The sequence below is a fragment of the Rhodococcus sp. ARC_M6 genome, assembly GCF_022810305.1.
In the GTDB taxonomy this organism is placed as follows: domain Bacteria; phylum Actinomycetota; class Actinomycetes; order Mycobacteriales; family Mycobacteriaceae; genus Rhodococcus_F.
Map to the genome: position 1 here is coordinate 28,869 of NZ_JALGQH010000031.1, position 14,505 is coordinate 43,373.

Sequence of the window (14,505 nt, forward strand, 5' to 3'; positions counted from 1 at the left end):
CGCCCAGGACCGCTCGCGCTACTCGGCGTCGTCGAGAGGATTGCGCTCCGGCCCAGAGATGGGCAACAGAACTCGGAAGCGGGTATCCCCAGGCTCCGAGGTGACTCGCAGTTCGCCGTGGTGCTTACCGACAACAATTCGCCATGAAATATCAAGGCCCAGGCCAGTTCCCTCGCCGACGGGCTTGGTGGTGAAGAACGGCTGAAAGATTCTGTCGATGACGTCGTCGGGGATTCCCGATCCGGTATCGCAGATTTCGATGCACACTCGATCGCCGTCCCGACTGGTGCGAATCGTGAGTGTTCCGGACCCGTCCATCGCGGAGACAGCGTTGTCGATCAGGTTGGTCCACACTTGATTGAGTTCGCCCGCATACGCGTCGATCGGCGGTAGCGTCCGGTCGTATTCCTTGACGACGGTTATATCCTCGATCTTCTGACCCAACATGATCAAGGTGCTGTCGAGCAATTCGTGGACGTCGATGGTCTGGAAGGGCGCCCGGTCCATCTGCGAATACTGTTTGGCGGCACCGACAAGCGTGGAAATTCGCGTGGTGGAATCAGCGATCTCATTCATGAGGAGTTCAGATTCTATCGTGTAGTTCAGCCAACGAATTGCACCCTCGAGCACGGATTCATCAACTGCCGCAGCAACATTCTCCAGCCAATCTGTGTCCAAGCCAGCTTGTACGAAGGTCGGCGCAAGATCCCAACCCTCGCGAATGGAATGCTCCTCAAACCATTCGCCCAGGGAGTCTTCGCGATCGGACGCTTCGAGGGGCGTGAGCGTCGGGGCCTTGGCCACTACTTCGGCGACTTCATCTTGCATATGCATGAGGGTGACGAGCGATTCGCGGTCATAGGCACCGGTGGCAATCATCCCGAGTTTGCGACGCATTCCAGCGACGCGTTCACGCAGCGACGCAGTTGCCCGAACTGCCGCAGCGGCAGGGTTGTTGAGTTCGTGGGTAAGGCCGGCCGAGAGTGATCCGAGTGCGAGAAGCCGTTCGCGTTGGTCCACGATTTGGCGGGCGTTCTGGTTGCCGAAGAACACCCCTTCGAGCAGGTGAACAGCCATGGGAAACCACTTACGCACTACCTCGCCGAATTTGTCGGCATCCAGAACGAAGAACGTCGACGGCTTGGTTACTCGCAGTGACGTTGAATAGATCTGTGGCACTCGGTCGCCGAGATACGACGTCCAACCGCCGGAGTAGACGCCTCGCTGAGAAGTTCGCACCATCTCGAGGTCCTCTCCACCGGAGAGTTTCGTCATGACCAACTCGCCCTCGATCAACACATAGAAGCACGATGCCGGCTCACCTTCGAGGTAGACCTGACCGCGCTCGATCTCGACGATATGACCGCTCCGGCAAAATGTTTCGAGTTGTTCGTCGGTGAGTTCCTCGAACAAGAACAGTGTGCGAAGAAGCTCGGGACTGCATTCTGGAACAGACATCGAATCTCCCTATTGTTGAGCGAGATAGCGGTGGACGAACATCACGGCCATCGCCCCTTCGCCGACAGCCGACGCGACGCGTTTGGCCGATTCGGCATGGACGTCGCCGGCGACAAAGACTCCGGGGACACTGGTTTCGAGGTGATGGGGTGCGCGGTCGAGCGGCCAACCTTGTGGCGTGACGCCTTCGGCGGCAAGGTCAGGACCGGCGACGATGAACCCGTGACGATCTCTCACAACAACATCCGCGAGCCAATCCGTGAGAGGGGCAGCACCGATGAAGATGAACAACCACTGCGCATCGACAGTTTCTTCTGCGCCAGTTGTTTTGTTCAGCAGGGTGATTCGTTCGAGATGATCGTCACCTTCAGCCCCGATGACGTCGGTGCAGGCGCGAACGGAGATCTTCGGATTCTTCTCGATCTGTTGAATCAGATAGTAAGACATGGATGCTTCGAGAGATGCGCCTCGAATGAGGATGGTAACCGAGCGTGCACCGCGTGAAAGATAGACAGCTGCTTGACCTGCTGAGTTGGCGCCGCCCACGATGTAGACATCTTGTTCACTGCAGCGAGCAGCTTCGGTGACGGCAGATCCGTAGTAAACGCCTCTACCGGTGAACGTATCGAGTCCCGGGGCTGACAGTTGACGGTAGGAAACGCCCGTCGCCAAGATGACTGAATGTGCGTCGACGGAGGTGCCGTCGTCGAACCGAACTGTGCGGGCAGAGCCGTTGATTTCGAGACCGGTGACATCTCGGGCAGTGATGACTTCGGCGCCGAACTTTGTTGCCTGCCTACGTGCGCGATCAGCCAACTAAGCTCCCGATACGCCGTCCGGGAATCCCAGATAGTTCTCGATGCGAGAGCTCTGGCCGGCCTGACCGCCGGTGGCTCGGCGTTCGATGAGAACTGTTCGTAGGCCTTCGGAAGCTCCGTACAGTGCGGCACCCAATCCTGCTGGCCCACCGCCGATAACGACCAAATCGTAGAAGTCCTCGGACAGGGTGGTGCTCAGGCCGAGTTTGTCGGCAAGTTCGGCGTCTGTCGGCTCGACGAGAACATCACCATTGGGTGCGATGACGATCGGAAGACTCAGTTCGTCGACGCCGGCAGCGGAGAGAAGGCGTTGCCCTTCGGGCTCGTCCGACATGTACCACCGATACGCAAGTTGATTGCGCGCCAAGAACTCTCGAACATCGGAGGATCGTCCGGACCAGCGATGGCCGACGACTTTCGTTTCTTCCGCAGGATGGTGGCTGGAACTCGCCCACGCGTCCAGGAGAGCGTCAATCACCGGATAGAGCTTCTCCTCCGGCGGATCCCACGGTTTGAGGAGGTAATGGTCGAGATCCACGACGTTGATAGCGTCTATCGCGGCGTCGGTATCTGCATAGGCAGTGAGTAGAACGCGTCTGGCGACGGGGTAGAGATCCATTGCCCGTTCGAGGAATTCGATTCCGCTCAAACCGGGCATGCGGTAGTCCGCAACGATGACAGCAACCGCATTCCCGCGCAGTTTCATTTCGCGAAGAGTTTCGAGCGCTTGATCGCCTGATTCGGCACGAATGATCCGGTATTTCTCGCCGTACCGCTTACGAAGGTCGCGGACAACAGCGCGAGAAACCCCAGGATCGTCATCGACGCTGAGGATCGCTGGTTTGGCAGGTGTTTTCGGTGTGCTCACGCGGTGCCCTCCCGAAGTCGTGGTCAACCACTCCAGTATGCGACTGCTGCGAGCATCGTCAATCGCTGCAGGTGCGCTGGAAGCGAACAGACCCGCGGGACCTGGGATTTTCCCGGTAGCGGAACCGATTGGGGTTTGGGCGCATCAAATATAGTGAGTCCATATCGAAGGGGGAGCGATGCGAGCGTCAACGGGGGTTGTGAGATTGCTCGTGGCGGGGATTTTGGTATGGACTGCGGCAGGATGCGGCTCAGCCGTGGAGGGGGCGGCTGAGCCAGCATCCGGTCAAGAAGGACTGTTCAATCCGTGTACGGACATTCCGGATTCAGTGATCGCGGGTGTTGGGCTTGATCCGGCGACCAAGAAAGTCGACATTGAGGGAATCGAGCAACCAGGCTGGAAGATTTGCAGGTGGACATCGTCGTGGTATTTCTTGTCGATCCTGTCGACCGAATACTTGCTCGATGACGTGCGTGATAACCAGGGCTACACGAAACTGGGCGAGACCCCGGTCGGCGATCGAGTTGGTCTGCAATTTCGGCGAGAATCCGACGAAAGTTTCGAAGGATGCTATCTGGCTATCGAGGCGAAGCAGGGTTCGGTATGGATCAACATCGAAGCGAAGGCTGGACAGTCACACGAGGTGTCCACGTGCGGACTCGTCGAAGACTTTGCTACGAGGTTGGATTCGTCGCTTCCTCGATAGGCCCGTCAGCACCTGATGTACGAGGAGAGATCTAGATGTCGATGCCGGATATTGCTGTGGGTGTTCCGAATTCGGGGGAACTCGGTGGCGCAGTTGAACTCAGTGCTCTGTCCCTTGATCCGATTGTTGCCCAGGCGATTGCCGCAGCTTGCCAAGCGTGGATCGATGAACTGCAGTCGATGGTGGAGCAGTGCGCGCGACTAAGCGATGTGCGAGGAATGGGCACTTTGCAGTCGGGCCTCGATTTGGCTCGGAAATTCTCGCTCAAAGCCGTCGGTGGAGATGACTCGTTGGAGTCCGTTCTTCGGAGCCACATCGCAGTTGTCACCGAGATGCGGGATTTCTTCCAGAAATGCGTCGACCGCTATCAGTCCGTCGACGCATCGAATGCAACGACTCTCACAACCGCTGAGACTCCCAAATAGGCATAAAAAATCTCGCTGAGTCGGACGGCATCCGACTCAGCGAGACATTGGAACGACTAGCTGGTGGGCAGGGCCTTCAAAGACTTGACCGTGGCGTCGACGGCGCGAGCAGCTTCGGCACCCTTCTTCACGAAATGGGTGCTGAAGTACTCGACATGCTCAGCGTGCTCGTGGAAATTGTGCGGCGTCAGGACGACAGAGAAGACCGGAACATCGGTGTCCAACTGCACGCGCATCAAACCGTCGATGACGGCCGTCGCAACAAAATCGTGGCGGTAAATTCCACCGTCAACGACGAGACCTGCGGCAACAATGGCCTGGTAGCGGCCCGTCTGCGCCAAACGGCGAGCGTGCAGCGGGATCTCGAATGCACCGGGAACCTCGAAGAAATCGACAGAATCGCGGGCGTAACCCAAACCTACGATCTCGTCGGTAAATCCATCGCGTGCACGGTCGACGATGTTGCGATGCCACGTCGCCTGAATGAACGCGATGCGCTGTCCCTGAATTTCACTCATAACGACAAAACTACTGCACCGCGGCTCGTCGTCGCGAACGCGCGTCTCAGTCCTGCTGGCGCGGGTAGGCCGTGGAGCGACCCCAACCGGCGTCGTTGGTGAGATGCTCGAGCAGCGGCTGAATCCGGTAGGGAAGTGGGTTGGTGAGCGCGATGGTGGTGGTGGAATGCGTTACGCCGGGCAGGCTGACGATCTGCTCCGCCAACTTCTGCAGCGCAGCGTGGGTGGAGGTGGCGACACGCACCAGGAGATCTTCGCGTCCGGTAGTGGCGTGAATTTCGATCACCTCGGGCAACTCGGCAAGGCTCTTCGCGATTGCGCTGATCTTGCCCTGTTCCAGTTCGAGGCCCACAAATGCCTGGATGGGAATGCCAACTTCGGGGAGATCGAGGTTAGGGCGGAATCCGGTGAGGATCCCGCTGGATTCCATACGCTTCATTCGGGCTTGCACAGTGTTTCGGGCTACGCCCAGTGAGTTGGCCAACTCGGCCACACTCATCCTCGAGTCCTTGCTGAGCAATCCGAGCAACTGGACGTCGAGCTTGTCGATGCTGAGCACTTTGCGAACCTCTTCTTAGTGATGACCGTCACTGGATGATCGAATTGATTAGTTCAAGAGTTTTGTATTGACCAAATCGTACCTCGGGAAGAGCATTGGTCTCACGAATTGCTTAGCGGGACCTTCTCTCGACTTCCGATGATGACTGTACCCAAGGGCGATTTTCACCCGATCTCATGTCTGCGCCACGAATTTCCTTCGGAAAGGTCTATCCCACAATGACTCTCACCGCCGAGCCTGTGAACTCTGTTGCTGCCCACAATTCTGACGACAGTGCCGGCGTATTCGACCGCGCAGACTACTTGCGCAACTATCCGCATGAGCAGGTGAGCTTCTTCCAGGATCCGGAGAGCGGACTCAAGGCGATTGTTGCGATTCACTCCACGACGCTGGGTCCGGCCCTCGGCGGAACTCGCTTCTATCCCTACGCGGATGAATCTGCTGCTGTCACAGACGTTTTGAGGCTCTCACGGGGCATGACCTACAAGGCGGCAGTTGCGGGCGTCGATCTTGGCGGCGGAAAGGCCGTCATCATCGGCGACCCGGCAACGGTGAAGTCCGACGAACTACTCGGTGCCTACGCAAAGTTTGTTCAGACTCTGGGCGGTCGATACATCACGGCCGGGGACGTGGGCACCAACTCGGACGACCTCGACATCATCGGACGTGGAACTGAATTTGTGGTGGGCCGCAATGCGAAGGTCGGCGGCTCGGGCGACAGTGCCCCGATGACCGCGTTGGGCGTCTTCCAGTCCATGGCGGCGGCAGCGCAGGCGCACTGGGGTTCGCGGAGTCTCGCAGGCAAGACCGTGGGCGTCGAGGGCACCGGCAAGGTCGGCTACGAGCTCATCAAACTTCTCTTGGCCGACGGCGCGAGCGTACTGGCAACAGATGTGAACGCGGCAGCATTGGACCGCGTGAAGACTGACTTCCCGTCGGTGAAGATCGTGGACAGCGTCATCGACGCTGATCTCGATGTGTACGCGCCGTGTGCGATGGGGGCGACGCTCACCGACTCCTCGGCCCGTTCAATCACCGCCGACGTGATCTGCGGCGCAGCCAACAACCAGCTCACGGTGCCCGAGGTCGAGGCCATTCTGAGCGAGCGTGGCATCACGTGGGTTCCCGATTATGTGGCAAATGGAGGCGGCCTCATTCAGGTAGCGGGTGAGCTGAAAGACCTTACGGCGCAGCAGGTCAAGGATCAGGTTGAGAAGATTTTCGACACGGTGACGGAGATCTTTGCTAAGGCGAAGGCCGATGGAATCCTGGCCGGCGACGCAGCAGATGCCGTCGCCGAGGCGCGTATTGCGAAGGCTGTTCAGTCGCACAAGCAGAACTGATACTGCGCGCGCAACGTCGGAAACTCGGCCGGTCCCAGCTAGTGTGGACACCAGACAAGCAGATGTGCAGAACTGGAACACACGAGCTGGTAGACCGGCCGTAGTGCGTCGAACGCCCTATCCGCTCCATGTCCGACGCCGGAAGGGCTTTGATGACCGAACAATATGTTGTGTGGACCGAGAACGACACCGAGCATCGCGTGCTCTGGGGTTCCACCAGTGGGGCGCCGGCACCCAAGCGAGTGATGGTCGCCAACGACACCATGAAGGCCGACGACGCCTATCGATTGGCCTGTGAGGGAACAGCTCTCCTGTGGCGTGGAGATTTCCACAACGCGCGCCAGCTGTCTCAGGCGATTGCGGCGCGGATCGATCGCAAACCGCGTCGCGGATCGGATGATCCTGCGCAAGCGTTTCACCTTCACCGTCAGGCGCAGGGGCGTCGCGCCCAGATTCTCGGCATGCTCTTGATTCCTCTCGACGCGGACCTCACGATTCCGCTTCGTCGCGCGCCGGATGCAAAAGAGGCATTCACGGAGGCGTTCGGTGTCACGGATCAGGCGTCGGTTCGAGCGCTACGTGATCTCCTCGGCGCTATCGGCGCCAACGAGTGGAATCGCAAAGGCGTACTGATTCCGGCGCTGGATGCGCGGATTCACCCGGCATTCGGAGTGTTCTCACCGGCTCGTGGCGAGTACATCGACCTGGTGGCCTCGGCGCCACTGCCGTCGACCGAGTTGGCTTTCGATATCGGAACCGGCACCGGGGTGCTGGCTGCTGTACTCGCCCGCCGCGGTGTCAGGGCAGTAGTTGCGACGGATCAGGATCCGCGCGCTCTGCAGTGCGCACGCACCAACCTCGATGCGCTGGGGTACAGCGAGCAGGTGACGGTAGTGGATGCCGACCTGTTTCCGGAAGGTGTTGCGCCATTGGTGGTTTGCAATCCTCCGTGGATTCCGGCCAAGGCAACCTCTCCTATTGAATACGCGATTTACGATCCGGCCGGCGCAATGCTGAACGGCTTCCTGACCGGTGTCGCAGAGCACCTCGAGGAAGACGGAGAGGCTTGGCTGATTCTCTCCGACATCGCCGAACATCTAGGACTGCGCACTAGAACGGAACTGCACGCGATGATCGCGGCGGGCGGCTTGACCGTGATCGACCGGGTTGACGTCAAACCGACCCACGCCAAAGTGAGTGATCGTACTGACGCACTCCACGCTGCCCGTGCGCGTGAAACTACTTCGTTGTGGCGACTACGTAAACGCTGAAACCTTTGGTCAGGACGGATCGTCGAACAGCGTTTGCTGGCTGGGATCTGCGAACAGTCCCATCTGCTCAGGCTGCGGTTTTGCCGGCGGATCCGTCTTGGCGTTGGGCAGCACGGTCAGGCGAAGCGCGCCGCGTAGGCGGTCGACCATGCGTTCCCACATAGTCACCTGAGCCGAGAATCCTGAGGCTTCTTCGGCGTCGTCACGACTTTGTGCGTCGGCGGCTTGGCCTCGCAACTGAATCTGCCATTCGTTGCTGACATGGAGCAACTGCAGGATCAGGTCGCGGTCGCGGCCACAGACATCGGCAACGGCTTCGAGATCGTCGGCGACATCCAGATCGAGGTGCAGCAGAGTCTCGAGTTCTGGCGGTAAATCCTCGAAGGAAAGCTCTGGCTGGAGCGCGCCTACCTCACCGTTCTTGTTCGCGAAGAACAGTTCTCCGCCGATCCGCGCCGCAAATTCGTCGTCGACGCTCCGCAGGAACGACGTCAACGACGCGCAGGTATCGGTGAGGTGTTTGGGAACAAACGGTGAGCCGGCAACTTCGAGGAACACCGACAACCTGTCGTCGATCAGGACGAACTTGATGCGGGACCATTTTCGGTTGAGATCCGCGATGACCTCGGCGGCCCGTGTGCGGTTGCTGATGTCCTGGACGAGGGGTGAGAACAGTTGAACGTCAAGGGAATCCGCGAGCGGGCCGATGAACATGACGGTTGATCCGACGCGAATCGGTATATCGCCATCACCGTCACGCTCGGGAAGATTTCCGAGCATGGGAATGAGGGCAAGCGTGACCAACTCTTTGAGGTGGTCGACGTCGTGTGGAGTGTAGGCCGCCGTGGGGTCGAGGATCGGCATTGCGTCGACGGTGGTGATCGACGGATCAAAATCCGGTGTCTGCTGATTGCCGGTGAGATCACTGGACAGGAATGCCGGGTGCTGGACTCCGAAAACCGTGCGGAACGCCGCGACGGTCATCGAGGCCAACTGATCTGCCCAGCTTTGACGTTTATCGACGCAGAAGGCCGGTGAACTGTTGTCAGCTTCGGGATTATCGGAAGGCGGAGCCCAGCCGAGGTCGACGAGAGCTTGGAGGCCGGCGTCGTCGAGTGCGAACTTGGGGTGCAGGAAGTTGTTGGAGGGAACCTCGCACCGCACCATGTTGTTGTCCCAGATCAAGAACTGAACACAGGGAGCGCCGCCCTCAGCGGGGTCGAAGGCAGCGACCGCAGACTCGACAGCGAGGACATCGCCGTCGGCCATGATCGAGATGTGATCGGCAAGTCGGGCCTGAAACTCCGTCCAAGCTCGGTTAACACTGAGATCGAGATCGAATCCGTGCACGTCCATCAGTCACCTCCTTCCACAACGCTGAGACCTATACGGTAACGCGAGGGGCCGACAATGTCGGTGTCCGCAGGTCAGCGGTGTAACGCCGATCACGGCCGGTGCGCTTGTCGCGGTGCGGCGCGTGATGAATTTCCGGTCAGTCTTCGGGTGACGATTCGATAGTCACGACCGGGATTTTCGAAGTCGTCGTGACGGATGTGACTTTCGACGTCGTTGTTGTCGGAGCCACTGTGGACTTGGTGGTGGTTCGAGTCGTCGACACAACGGTGCTGGTAACGGGCGCAACAGTGCGGGTGGTCGGCGCAACGACGCTGGTGACAGCAGGTGCCGTTGTGGGCGTCGGGGCTGCTGGTGCGGGGGCCGCAACGTCGAAGGCGACGTTCAAGGGCTGGTTGCGTGGTGCGGTGGCTTCAGCCGCAACCGCCCAGGTCGGGGTCGGAGGGATCGCGATGGTCGACACGGCGATCGAACTGTAGAACGCTGCAGGTTCGAAGTCCGCGAGCGAATCGGCAGTGACCGTCGAAACCAGCGCGGGCGGTGTGACGACGGGGCCACTGGCGCCATAAGCGCCGGCTGCTCCTCCGAAGACGAGACCTGAAGCTACAGAAACACCGGCCACTGTGAGAGCGCCGATCATGACTGTTCTGTCTTTCATGTTCACCTGACCTTCGGGAGCAGTACGTGAGTACTGTAGGCGAAACTGGACACAGGCGGAACAGTGAAAGCGGCTTATCGGGATACTGATAAGTGTGGCGTGCAACACAAACTTGCCGGCAAATGCAGAACCCCGGGCACCGACAAACGTCGATACCCGGGGCAGCTGAGCCGGTGGGACCTAGGCGGGGATGGTCAAAACCTGACCCGCGTTGATGAGATCCGGGTTGGAGATGCCGTTTGCATCGGCGATGCGCTGGTACTGGTTGCCGTCGCCGTAGAAGCGCTCGGCGATTGCCCAGAGAGTGTCGCCACCTTCGACTGTGTACGTCTGCGCTGCCGGAGCGGCGGGAGCCTGCTCGGGCTCCGGTGCGGGCATCGGAGCGGCCTGGGGCTCGGGCGTCGGCTCGGCAGCTGCCACAGCGGTGTCAGTGGACCACAGGACGCGTCCGCCGGCCGACAGAACCACATTGCGGTCGTCCTGGACGGTGAGCGAAGCGCCTTCGTTGCCTGACGTCTGCGACGCCCAGACTGCGTCCGCATCCTTGTAGATGACGAAGTTGCCGTCGGCCTGCACGTCCGCGCGATTGCCGCCCGATCCGTTGGTGCCGGCGGCCCAGACGGCCTGGCCGTTCTCGGAGAGAACAAGGTTGCCGTCGTCCTGCAAGGTGAGGGCGTAGGAACCGTTGTCGGACTTGAGTTCCTGGCCGACTCCGAGACTCTGACCTGACTGCAGTGTGCTCACGCTGTCCCTTTCCAAATCTGTTGCGGTATTGGTACTGCTACGCTGCGCTTTACCTACCAGTTACCTTCTGGTGAGTGGCTGCGTAGGCGGTCCACACTACGTTACTGGAGAGTTCGGTGGTGTGCACATCAGGCATGAATTCCCATTTCTCTAGCCAATCTTGCTGGAATTTCCTGGTTTTGGTTGGCCAAGGCGGGGTGGAAATGTGAAGGCGCGTGTCTCTCGACCTGAACGCGCAGTGAACTCCCACACTCTCAGTTGATTCTCAGTAACCCTTTGCGGGGCTCTGATCGGACAGTGAGGCCAAGGTCTCGCTGTGCAACACCTGGAGAAGTTCGCGTTCGATGGCCGCAAATTCCGGCGAGGTGATCATGTCCAATTCCCGAGGGCGTGGAAGGGGAACATCGACGACGCGCTTGACCGTCGCCGGTCTGGCCGAGAGAACAACAACGCGATCGGAGAGATAGATCGCCTCACGGATGTCGTGGGTGATCATCAGAACAGTCCACCGATACTGCTGCCACACGCCCTGCAACCAGGACTGCATTTCGGTACGGGTCAACGAGTCGAGAGCCCCGAAGGGCTCGTCCAGCAGCAGCACCGGTTTGCCCTGCACGACGGTGCGCAACATGGCAGCACGCTGACGCATTCCACCCGACAGTTGTGACGGCGTTGCATCTTCGAAACCCGACAAGCCGAAGGCGGAGAACAGTTCACGAGCCTTGTCCCGAGCGATCTTCTTGGATACGCCCTGCACTTCGAGGCCGAGCGTGGTGTTGTCGAGAACCGTCCGCCAGGGAAACAGAAGGTCCTTCTGCGGCATGTAGGCGGTCAGAACTTCCGAACCGGAATCCGCTGCGCCGACGGTGACAGTTCCCAAGGTCGGTGTTTCGAGACCTGCCAGAACATTGAAGATTGTGCTCTTGCCGCAGCCACTCGGTCCGATGACGGAGACGAATTCACCGGGAGCAGCATGGAAGGACACGGCGTCAAGAACCTGTCGGGATTCCCCATGAGTGGAGAATTCCTTGCTGAGCGAGGCAACGTCGACAATGCGTTCGGGAATCATGCTCGCACCCTTTCGCTCAGCGCCCACGGCGCAACCAGTCGCTCTACCGCGAAAGTCAACAAATACAGAGTGACGCTGATGAGCGCAGTCACCAGTACCGCAGCCAGTACCAGATCCGTACGGAACGAATTCTTCTGCGTACTCATATAGATGCCCAAACCGGAGGTGGCGCCGACGTATTCGGAGAACACCGCACCCACGACGGCGTAGGTGATGCCGATCCGAAGAGCAGTGAAGAAGCGAGGAATTGCCGAGGGCAGGCGGACGTACCGAAACTCCTGCCACCGTGATGCGCCCATGCTTCGTAGCAGCGCGCCGGCGTCTCGATCGGCGGCAGCAAAGCCCTCGATAAGTCCGATCGTCATGGGGAAGAACGTTGCCAAGGCGATCACCAGAACCTTCGGCAGTAGACCGAAACCGAACCAGATGATCATCAGAGGAGCGATGGCAATGATCGGCAAGGTCTGCGAGACGACGAACAACGGCACTAGCGCTCGCGAGAGCCACGGCGAAAAGTCCACCACCACAGCCAGAATCCACGCCAGCACCAATGAGACGGTAAATCCGATGAGCGTCACTTGAAGCGTCGACAATGCATGGCCGGATATCACCTCACGGTGGTCCCAGCCCTGCGACAACACTCGCCATGGCGATGGCAGAACCTGTGGCCGAATATCACTGACGTCGACGTAGATCTGCCAAGCCGCGACAAGCAGGATGACGACGGCGAGCGCGGGCAGCGCTCGCCGTACAACGGAACTCACTCGGCCGGCCATGTCAGGGCGCGGCGAGATACTCATTGGTGAAGTACTCCGACCAATTCGGCTTCTGCGTCAGCTTTTTGCCGTCCGGACCGGCCAGAAGTCCGTTGTCGAAAAGGAAACCCGAGTAGCCGGACCAGGTTTCGAGGTTCTGCCGTCCGACAACACCGTCGGCGTCCTTCATGAAGTCGGACGCCAGCATCCGCTGACTGTCTCGTACGAGGTCCTCGTCGGTGAAGGCGCCAGGGTTGGCGTCGATCAGATCCTGGGCAGCGCGATCGGGATCGTCGGCGGCCGTTTGATATCCACGCTGAACGGCCTGGACGAACTTGGCGGCCTCGTCAGGGTGATCTTTCAGCCACTTCTGATTGCCGTTGATCACAATGGAATACGCGTCGGGAAATCCGTAATCGGTGTACTGGAAGTAGCGCATCGGAGTTCCGTTGCGTTCGGCCTCGAGGCCTTCCCAGGCAAAATACGACACCGTGAAATCGGCTTTTCCGGAGTACACCGCTTCGTAGGCAGACGTTCCTAATGCGACCGTCGTGAAGTTGCCGGTGCCGCCGTCGTTGCGAATGACCTGCTGCAGGGTCTCGACCTCACCGGGTTCGCCGAAACCGGCGTAGATCTTTCCGTCGAGATCACGCGGACGGGTGATGTCCGCGCGATCGGCTTTGACACCGATTCCGGTGGCGCGGTGTTGAAGTGGTGCGATGACGGAGACGGTGTCCGCGCCGGCCGCGCGAGCAAACGTGGCTTGACTCTGGGTACTGATCCCGAACTCGGCATTGCCGGCGTCCACCAACGTATCGGGGGTGGTGTTGTTGTACGGGAGGATCGATACGTCGAGGCCGGCGTCCGCAAAGTAGCCTTCCTGCATCGCGACGTACAGTCCGGTGTGATTGGTGTTGGGCGTCCAGTCGAGGGCAAACCGAATGGCGTCGGATGATTCTGTGCCGCTGGAACATCCGCTGATCATGGTCAGTGCGGCAGCTATCGCGGCTGTGGTCGCCAGTGCACGTCGCAACGATCTCATGACGCAGGCCAGTGCTGCTGGTTCAGGGCCGAATCCCAGAACATCAACTCGTACCGGCTCGCGATGCGAAACGCTTCGCTCATCGCGTCGCGATCGGCTTCGGTAGCGGCTTCGGCGGCTGCGTCCACGAGCGCCCGAGCTTGTGCGACGGACTCGTGGAACTCCGGGGCGTCGTAGGTAGTGACCCACTGCGCGTACGGATGTGACGGATCGGCATCGAGCACCTCGCGTGCCGACGCAGCCAGGCCGCGTCCGACTTCGGCGTAGATCCAGAAGCACGGGAGTACCGCTGCAGCGGAGACGGCATACGAAGCCGTGGCTGCAGTGGCAATCAGGTAGGACACGTAGCCAAGGCAGGCCTGCGAATGCTCAGGCCGACCGGTCGATTCCGGTAGGACACCACCGGTGAGCATGCCCTCGTGAAGAGCCGCTTCGACGGAGACAGCGGTGGACGCCGAGTTGGCCCAGAACCCCGAGGCCTGCGGATCCGGTGCATGAGCGGAAACCAAGGACAGTGCCTTGGAATATCCGTCGAGGTAAAGCTGGTCTTGCTCGATGTACCGTCGGAAAGCGTCGAGCGGGAGGGTCCCGTCGCCGAGTCGACGCAGGAACTCGAGTGAGTCGATCGACTCACGCAGTGGCGCGATCTCGGCCCAGAGGCGGTCGGTGAAACTACCCGAATCGTCGAGCGGAGCCGTGTTTACGGCAGAACTGTATGCAGGCTGTGTAGTAGCCATGACATCCCTTCGTCAGCATTACCTGATCAGGTTCCCGGGTGTGTTCTCAGCCCCGCCCATGCGGAGCACCCCGTGTCAGAACAAGGCGACCATAACACCGTCGGAACTGTTGGTCCGTCCCCACCTGCTGGAAATTGGTAGGTTTGGAGCAGTTTGTTCTCAGGTGAGGTCGTGAGGAGAC

Annotated in this window: 14 protein-coding genes, 1 pseudogene and 1 riboswitch; of the genes and pseudogenes, 4 read left to right on the forward strand and 11 right to left on the reverse strand. The window is 59.8% G+C overall.

Going from position 1 to position 14,505, the window contains the following annotated elements; genetic code table 11:
- Nucleotides 1-18: 18 nt before the first annotated feature.
- Together MTX36_RS24280 and MTX36_RS24285 are read right to left on the reverse strand one after the other, a co-directional pair.
- Nucleotides 19-1,458: an ATP-binding protein gene (locus MTX36_RS24280; RefSeq protein ID WP_243622197.1), complete on the reverse strand. Its 1,440-nt coding sequence runs from the start codon at nucleotides 1,456-1,458 to the stop codon at nucleotides 19-21.
- Nucleotides 1,459-1,467: 9 nt separating this feature from the next.
- Nucleotides 1,468-3,144, reverse strand: a pseudogene (locus tag MTX36_RS24285) (FAD-dependent oxidoreductase).
- A 178-nt stretch (nucleotides 3,145-3,322) separates the two neighbouring features.
- Between MTX36_RS24285 and MTX36_RS24290 the strand changes: the two are divergent.
- Together MTX36_RS24290 and MTX36_RS24295 are read left to right on the forward strand one after the other, a co-directional pair.
- Nucleotides 3,323-3,850, forward strand: coding sequence for a DUF3558 domain-containing protein (locus MTX36_RS24290; protein WP_243622198.1), 528 nt, complete (start codon nucleotides 3,323-3,325; stop codon nucleotides 3,848-3,850).
- 35 nt (nucleotides 3,851-3,885) lie between these two features.
- Complete coding sequence (locus tag MTX36_RS24295) at nucleotides 3,886-4,275, forward strand: hypothetical protein (RefSeq protein ID WP_243622199.1); 390 nt, start codon at nucleotides 3,886-3,888, stop codon at nucleotides 4,273-4,275.
- Nucleotides 4,276-4,331: 56 nt separating this feature from the next.
- Here MTX36_RS24295 and MTX36_RS24300 read toward each other — a convergent pair whose 3' ends face one another.
- Together MTX36_RS24300 and MTX36_RS24305 are read right to left on the reverse strand one after the other, a co-directional pair.
- Entirely contained in the window at nucleotides 4,332-4,793 is a 462-nt protein-coding gene (locus MTX36_RS24300) for a 6,7-dimethyl-8-ribityllumazine synthase (protein WP_243622200.1), read from the reverse strand.
- A 46-nt stretch (nucleotides 4,794-4,839) separates the two neighbouring features.
- The gene (locus MTX36_RS24305; RefSeq protein WP_094274119.1) at nucleotides 4,840-5,352 is read right to left on the reverse strand and encodes an Lrp/AsnC family transcriptional regulator; all 513 of its coding nucleotides are present in this window, start codon (nucleotides 5,350-5,352) and stop codon (nucleotides 4,840-4,842) included.
- 218 nt (nucleotides 5,353-5,570) lie between these two features.
- Here MTX36_RS24305 and MTX36_RS24310 point away from each other — a divergent pair, with 218 nt between their 5' ends.
- Together MTX36_RS24310 and MTX36_RS24315 are read left to right on the forward strand one after the other, a co-directional pair.
- Entirely contained in the window at nucleotides 5,571-6,695 is a 1,125-nt protein-coding gene (locus MTX36_RS24310; protein WP_243622201.1) for a Glu/Leu/Phe/Val dehydrogenase, read from the forward strand.
- A gap of 152 nt (nucleotides 6,696-6,847) precedes the next feature.
- Complete coding sequence (locus tag MTX36_RS24315) at nucleotides 6,848-7,966, forward strand: class I SAM-dependent methyltransferase (protein WP_243622202.1); 1,119 nt, start codon at nucleotides 6,848-6,850, stop codon at nucleotides 7,964-7,966.
- 9 nt (nucleotides 7,967-7,975) lie between these two features.
- Here the strand turns inward: MTX36_RS24315 and MTX36_RS24320 are convergent, their stop codons facing one another.
- The 7 genes from MTX36_RS24320 to MTX36_RS24350 all read right to left on the reverse strand — a co-directional run bounded on the left by MTX36_RS24320 (nucleotide 7,976) and on the right by MTX36_RS24350 (nucleotide 14,324).
- Nucleotides 7,976-9,322 (reverse strand): hypothetical protein, encoded by a 1,347-nt coding sequence (locus MTX36_RS24320; RefSeq protein ID WP_243622203.1) that lies wholly within the window; start codon nucleotides 9,320-9,322, stop codon nucleotides 7,976-7,978.
- A gap of 136 nt (nucleotides 9,323-9,458) precedes the next feature.
- On the reverse strand, nucleotides 9,459-9,977 hold the full coding sequence (locus tag MTX36_RS24325; RefSeq protein WP_243622204.1) for a hypothetical protein: 519 nt from the start codon (nucleotides 9,975-9,977) through the stop codon (nucleotides 9,459-9,461).
- Nucleotides 9,978-10,157: 180 nt separating this feature from the next.
- A complete protein-coding gene (locus tag MTX36_RS24330; protein ID WP_243622205.1) occupies nucleotides 10,158-10,721 on the reverse strand; it encodes a LysM peptidoglycan-binding domain-containing protein in 564 nt (187 codons plus the stop codon).
- Nucleotides 10,722-10,986: 265 nt separating this feature from the next.
- Nucleotides 10,987-11,790: an ABC transporter ATP-binding protein gene (locus MTX36_RS24335; RefSeq protein ID WP_243622206.1), complete on the reverse strand. Its 804-nt coding sequence runs from the start codon at nucleotides 11,788-11,790 to the stop codon at nucleotides 10,987-10,989.
- Entirely contained in the window at nucleotides 11,787-12,590 is an 804-nt protein-coding gene (locus MTX36_RS24340; RefSeq protein ID WP_243622207.1) for an ABC transporter permease, read from the reverse strand. Before MTX36_RS24340 ends, MTX36_RS24335 begins: the two co-directional genes overlap by 4 nt.
- The gene (locus MTX36_RS24345) at nucleotides 12,568-13,530 is read right to left on the reverse strand and encodes an ABC transporter substrate-binding protein (protein WP_374230534.1); all 963 of its coding nucleotides are present in this window, start codon (nucleotides 13,528-13,530) and stop codon (nucleotides 12,568-12,570) included. The genes MTX36_RS24340 and MTX36_RS24345 overlap by 23 nt, the downstream gene beginning before the upstream one ends.
- Before the next feature lie 53 nt (nucleotides 13,531-13,583).
- Nucleotides 13,584-14,324 carry a TenA family protein gene (locus MTX36_RS24350; RefSeq protein WP_243622209.1) on the reverse strand — a complete coding sequence of 247 codons (741 nt, stop codon included), beginning with the start codon at nucleotides 14,322-14,324 and terminating at the stop codon, nucleotides 13,584-13,586.
- A riboswitch (TPP riboswitch) is annotated at nucleotides 14,312-14,407 on the reverse strand. Its footprint overlaps the gene before it by 13 nt.
- Nucleotides 14,408-14,505: the final 98 nt, after the last annotated feature.

Excerpts from the sequence above, each read along its gene's own strand:
- MTX36_RS24280 (WP_243622197.1), bottom strand. The coding sequence starts at position 1,458 with ATGTCTGTTCCAGAATGCAGTCCCGAGCTTCTTCGCACACTGTTCTTG.
- MTX36_RS24290 (WP_243622198.1), top strand. The coding sequence starts at position 3,323 with ATGCGAGCGTCAACGGGGGTTGTGAGATTGCTCGTGGCGGGGATTTTG.
- MTX36_RS24295 (WP_243622199.1), top strand. The coding sequence starts at position 3,886 with ATGTCGATGCCGGATATTGCTGTGGGTGTTCCGAATTCGGGGGAACTC.
- MTX36_RS24300 (WP_243622200.1), bottom strand. The coding sequence starts at position 4,793 with ATGAGTGAAATTCAGGGACAGCGCATCGCGTTCATTCAGGCGACGTGG.
- MTX36_RS24310 (WP_243622201.1), top strand. The coding sequence starts at position 5,571 with ATGACTCTCACCGCCGAGCCTGTGAACTCTGTTGCTGCCCACAATTCT.
- MTX36_RS24315 (WP_243622202.1), top strand. The coding sequence starts at position 6,848 with ATGACCGAACAATATGTTGTGTGGACCGAGAACGACACCGAGCATCGC.
- MTX36_RS24320 (WP_243622203.1), bottom strand. The coding sequence starts at position 9,322 with ATGGACGTGCACGGATTCGATCTCGATCTCAGTGTTAACCGAGCTTGG.
- MTX36_RS24325 (WP_243622204.1), bottom strand. The coding sequence starts at position 9,977 with ATGAAAGACAGAACAGTCATGATCGGCGCTCTCACAGTGGCCGGTGTT.
- MTX36_RS24335 (WP_243622206.1), bottom strand. The coding sequence starts at position 11,790 with ATGATTCCCGAACGCATTGTCGACGTTGCCTCGCTCAGCAAGGAATTC.
- MTX36_RS24340 (WP_243622207.1), bottom strand. The coding sequence starts at position 12,590 with ATGAGTATCTCGCCGCGCCCTGACATGGCCGGCCGAGTGAGTTCCGTT.
- MTX36_RS24345 (WP_374230534.1), bottom strand. The coding sequence starts at position 13,530 with ATGATCAGCGGATGTTCCAGCGGCACAGAATCATCCGACGCCATTCGG.
- MTX36_RS24350 (WP_243622209.1), bottom strand. The coding sequence starts at position 14,324 with ATGGCTACTACACAGCCTGCATACAGTTCTGCCGTAAACACGGCTCCG.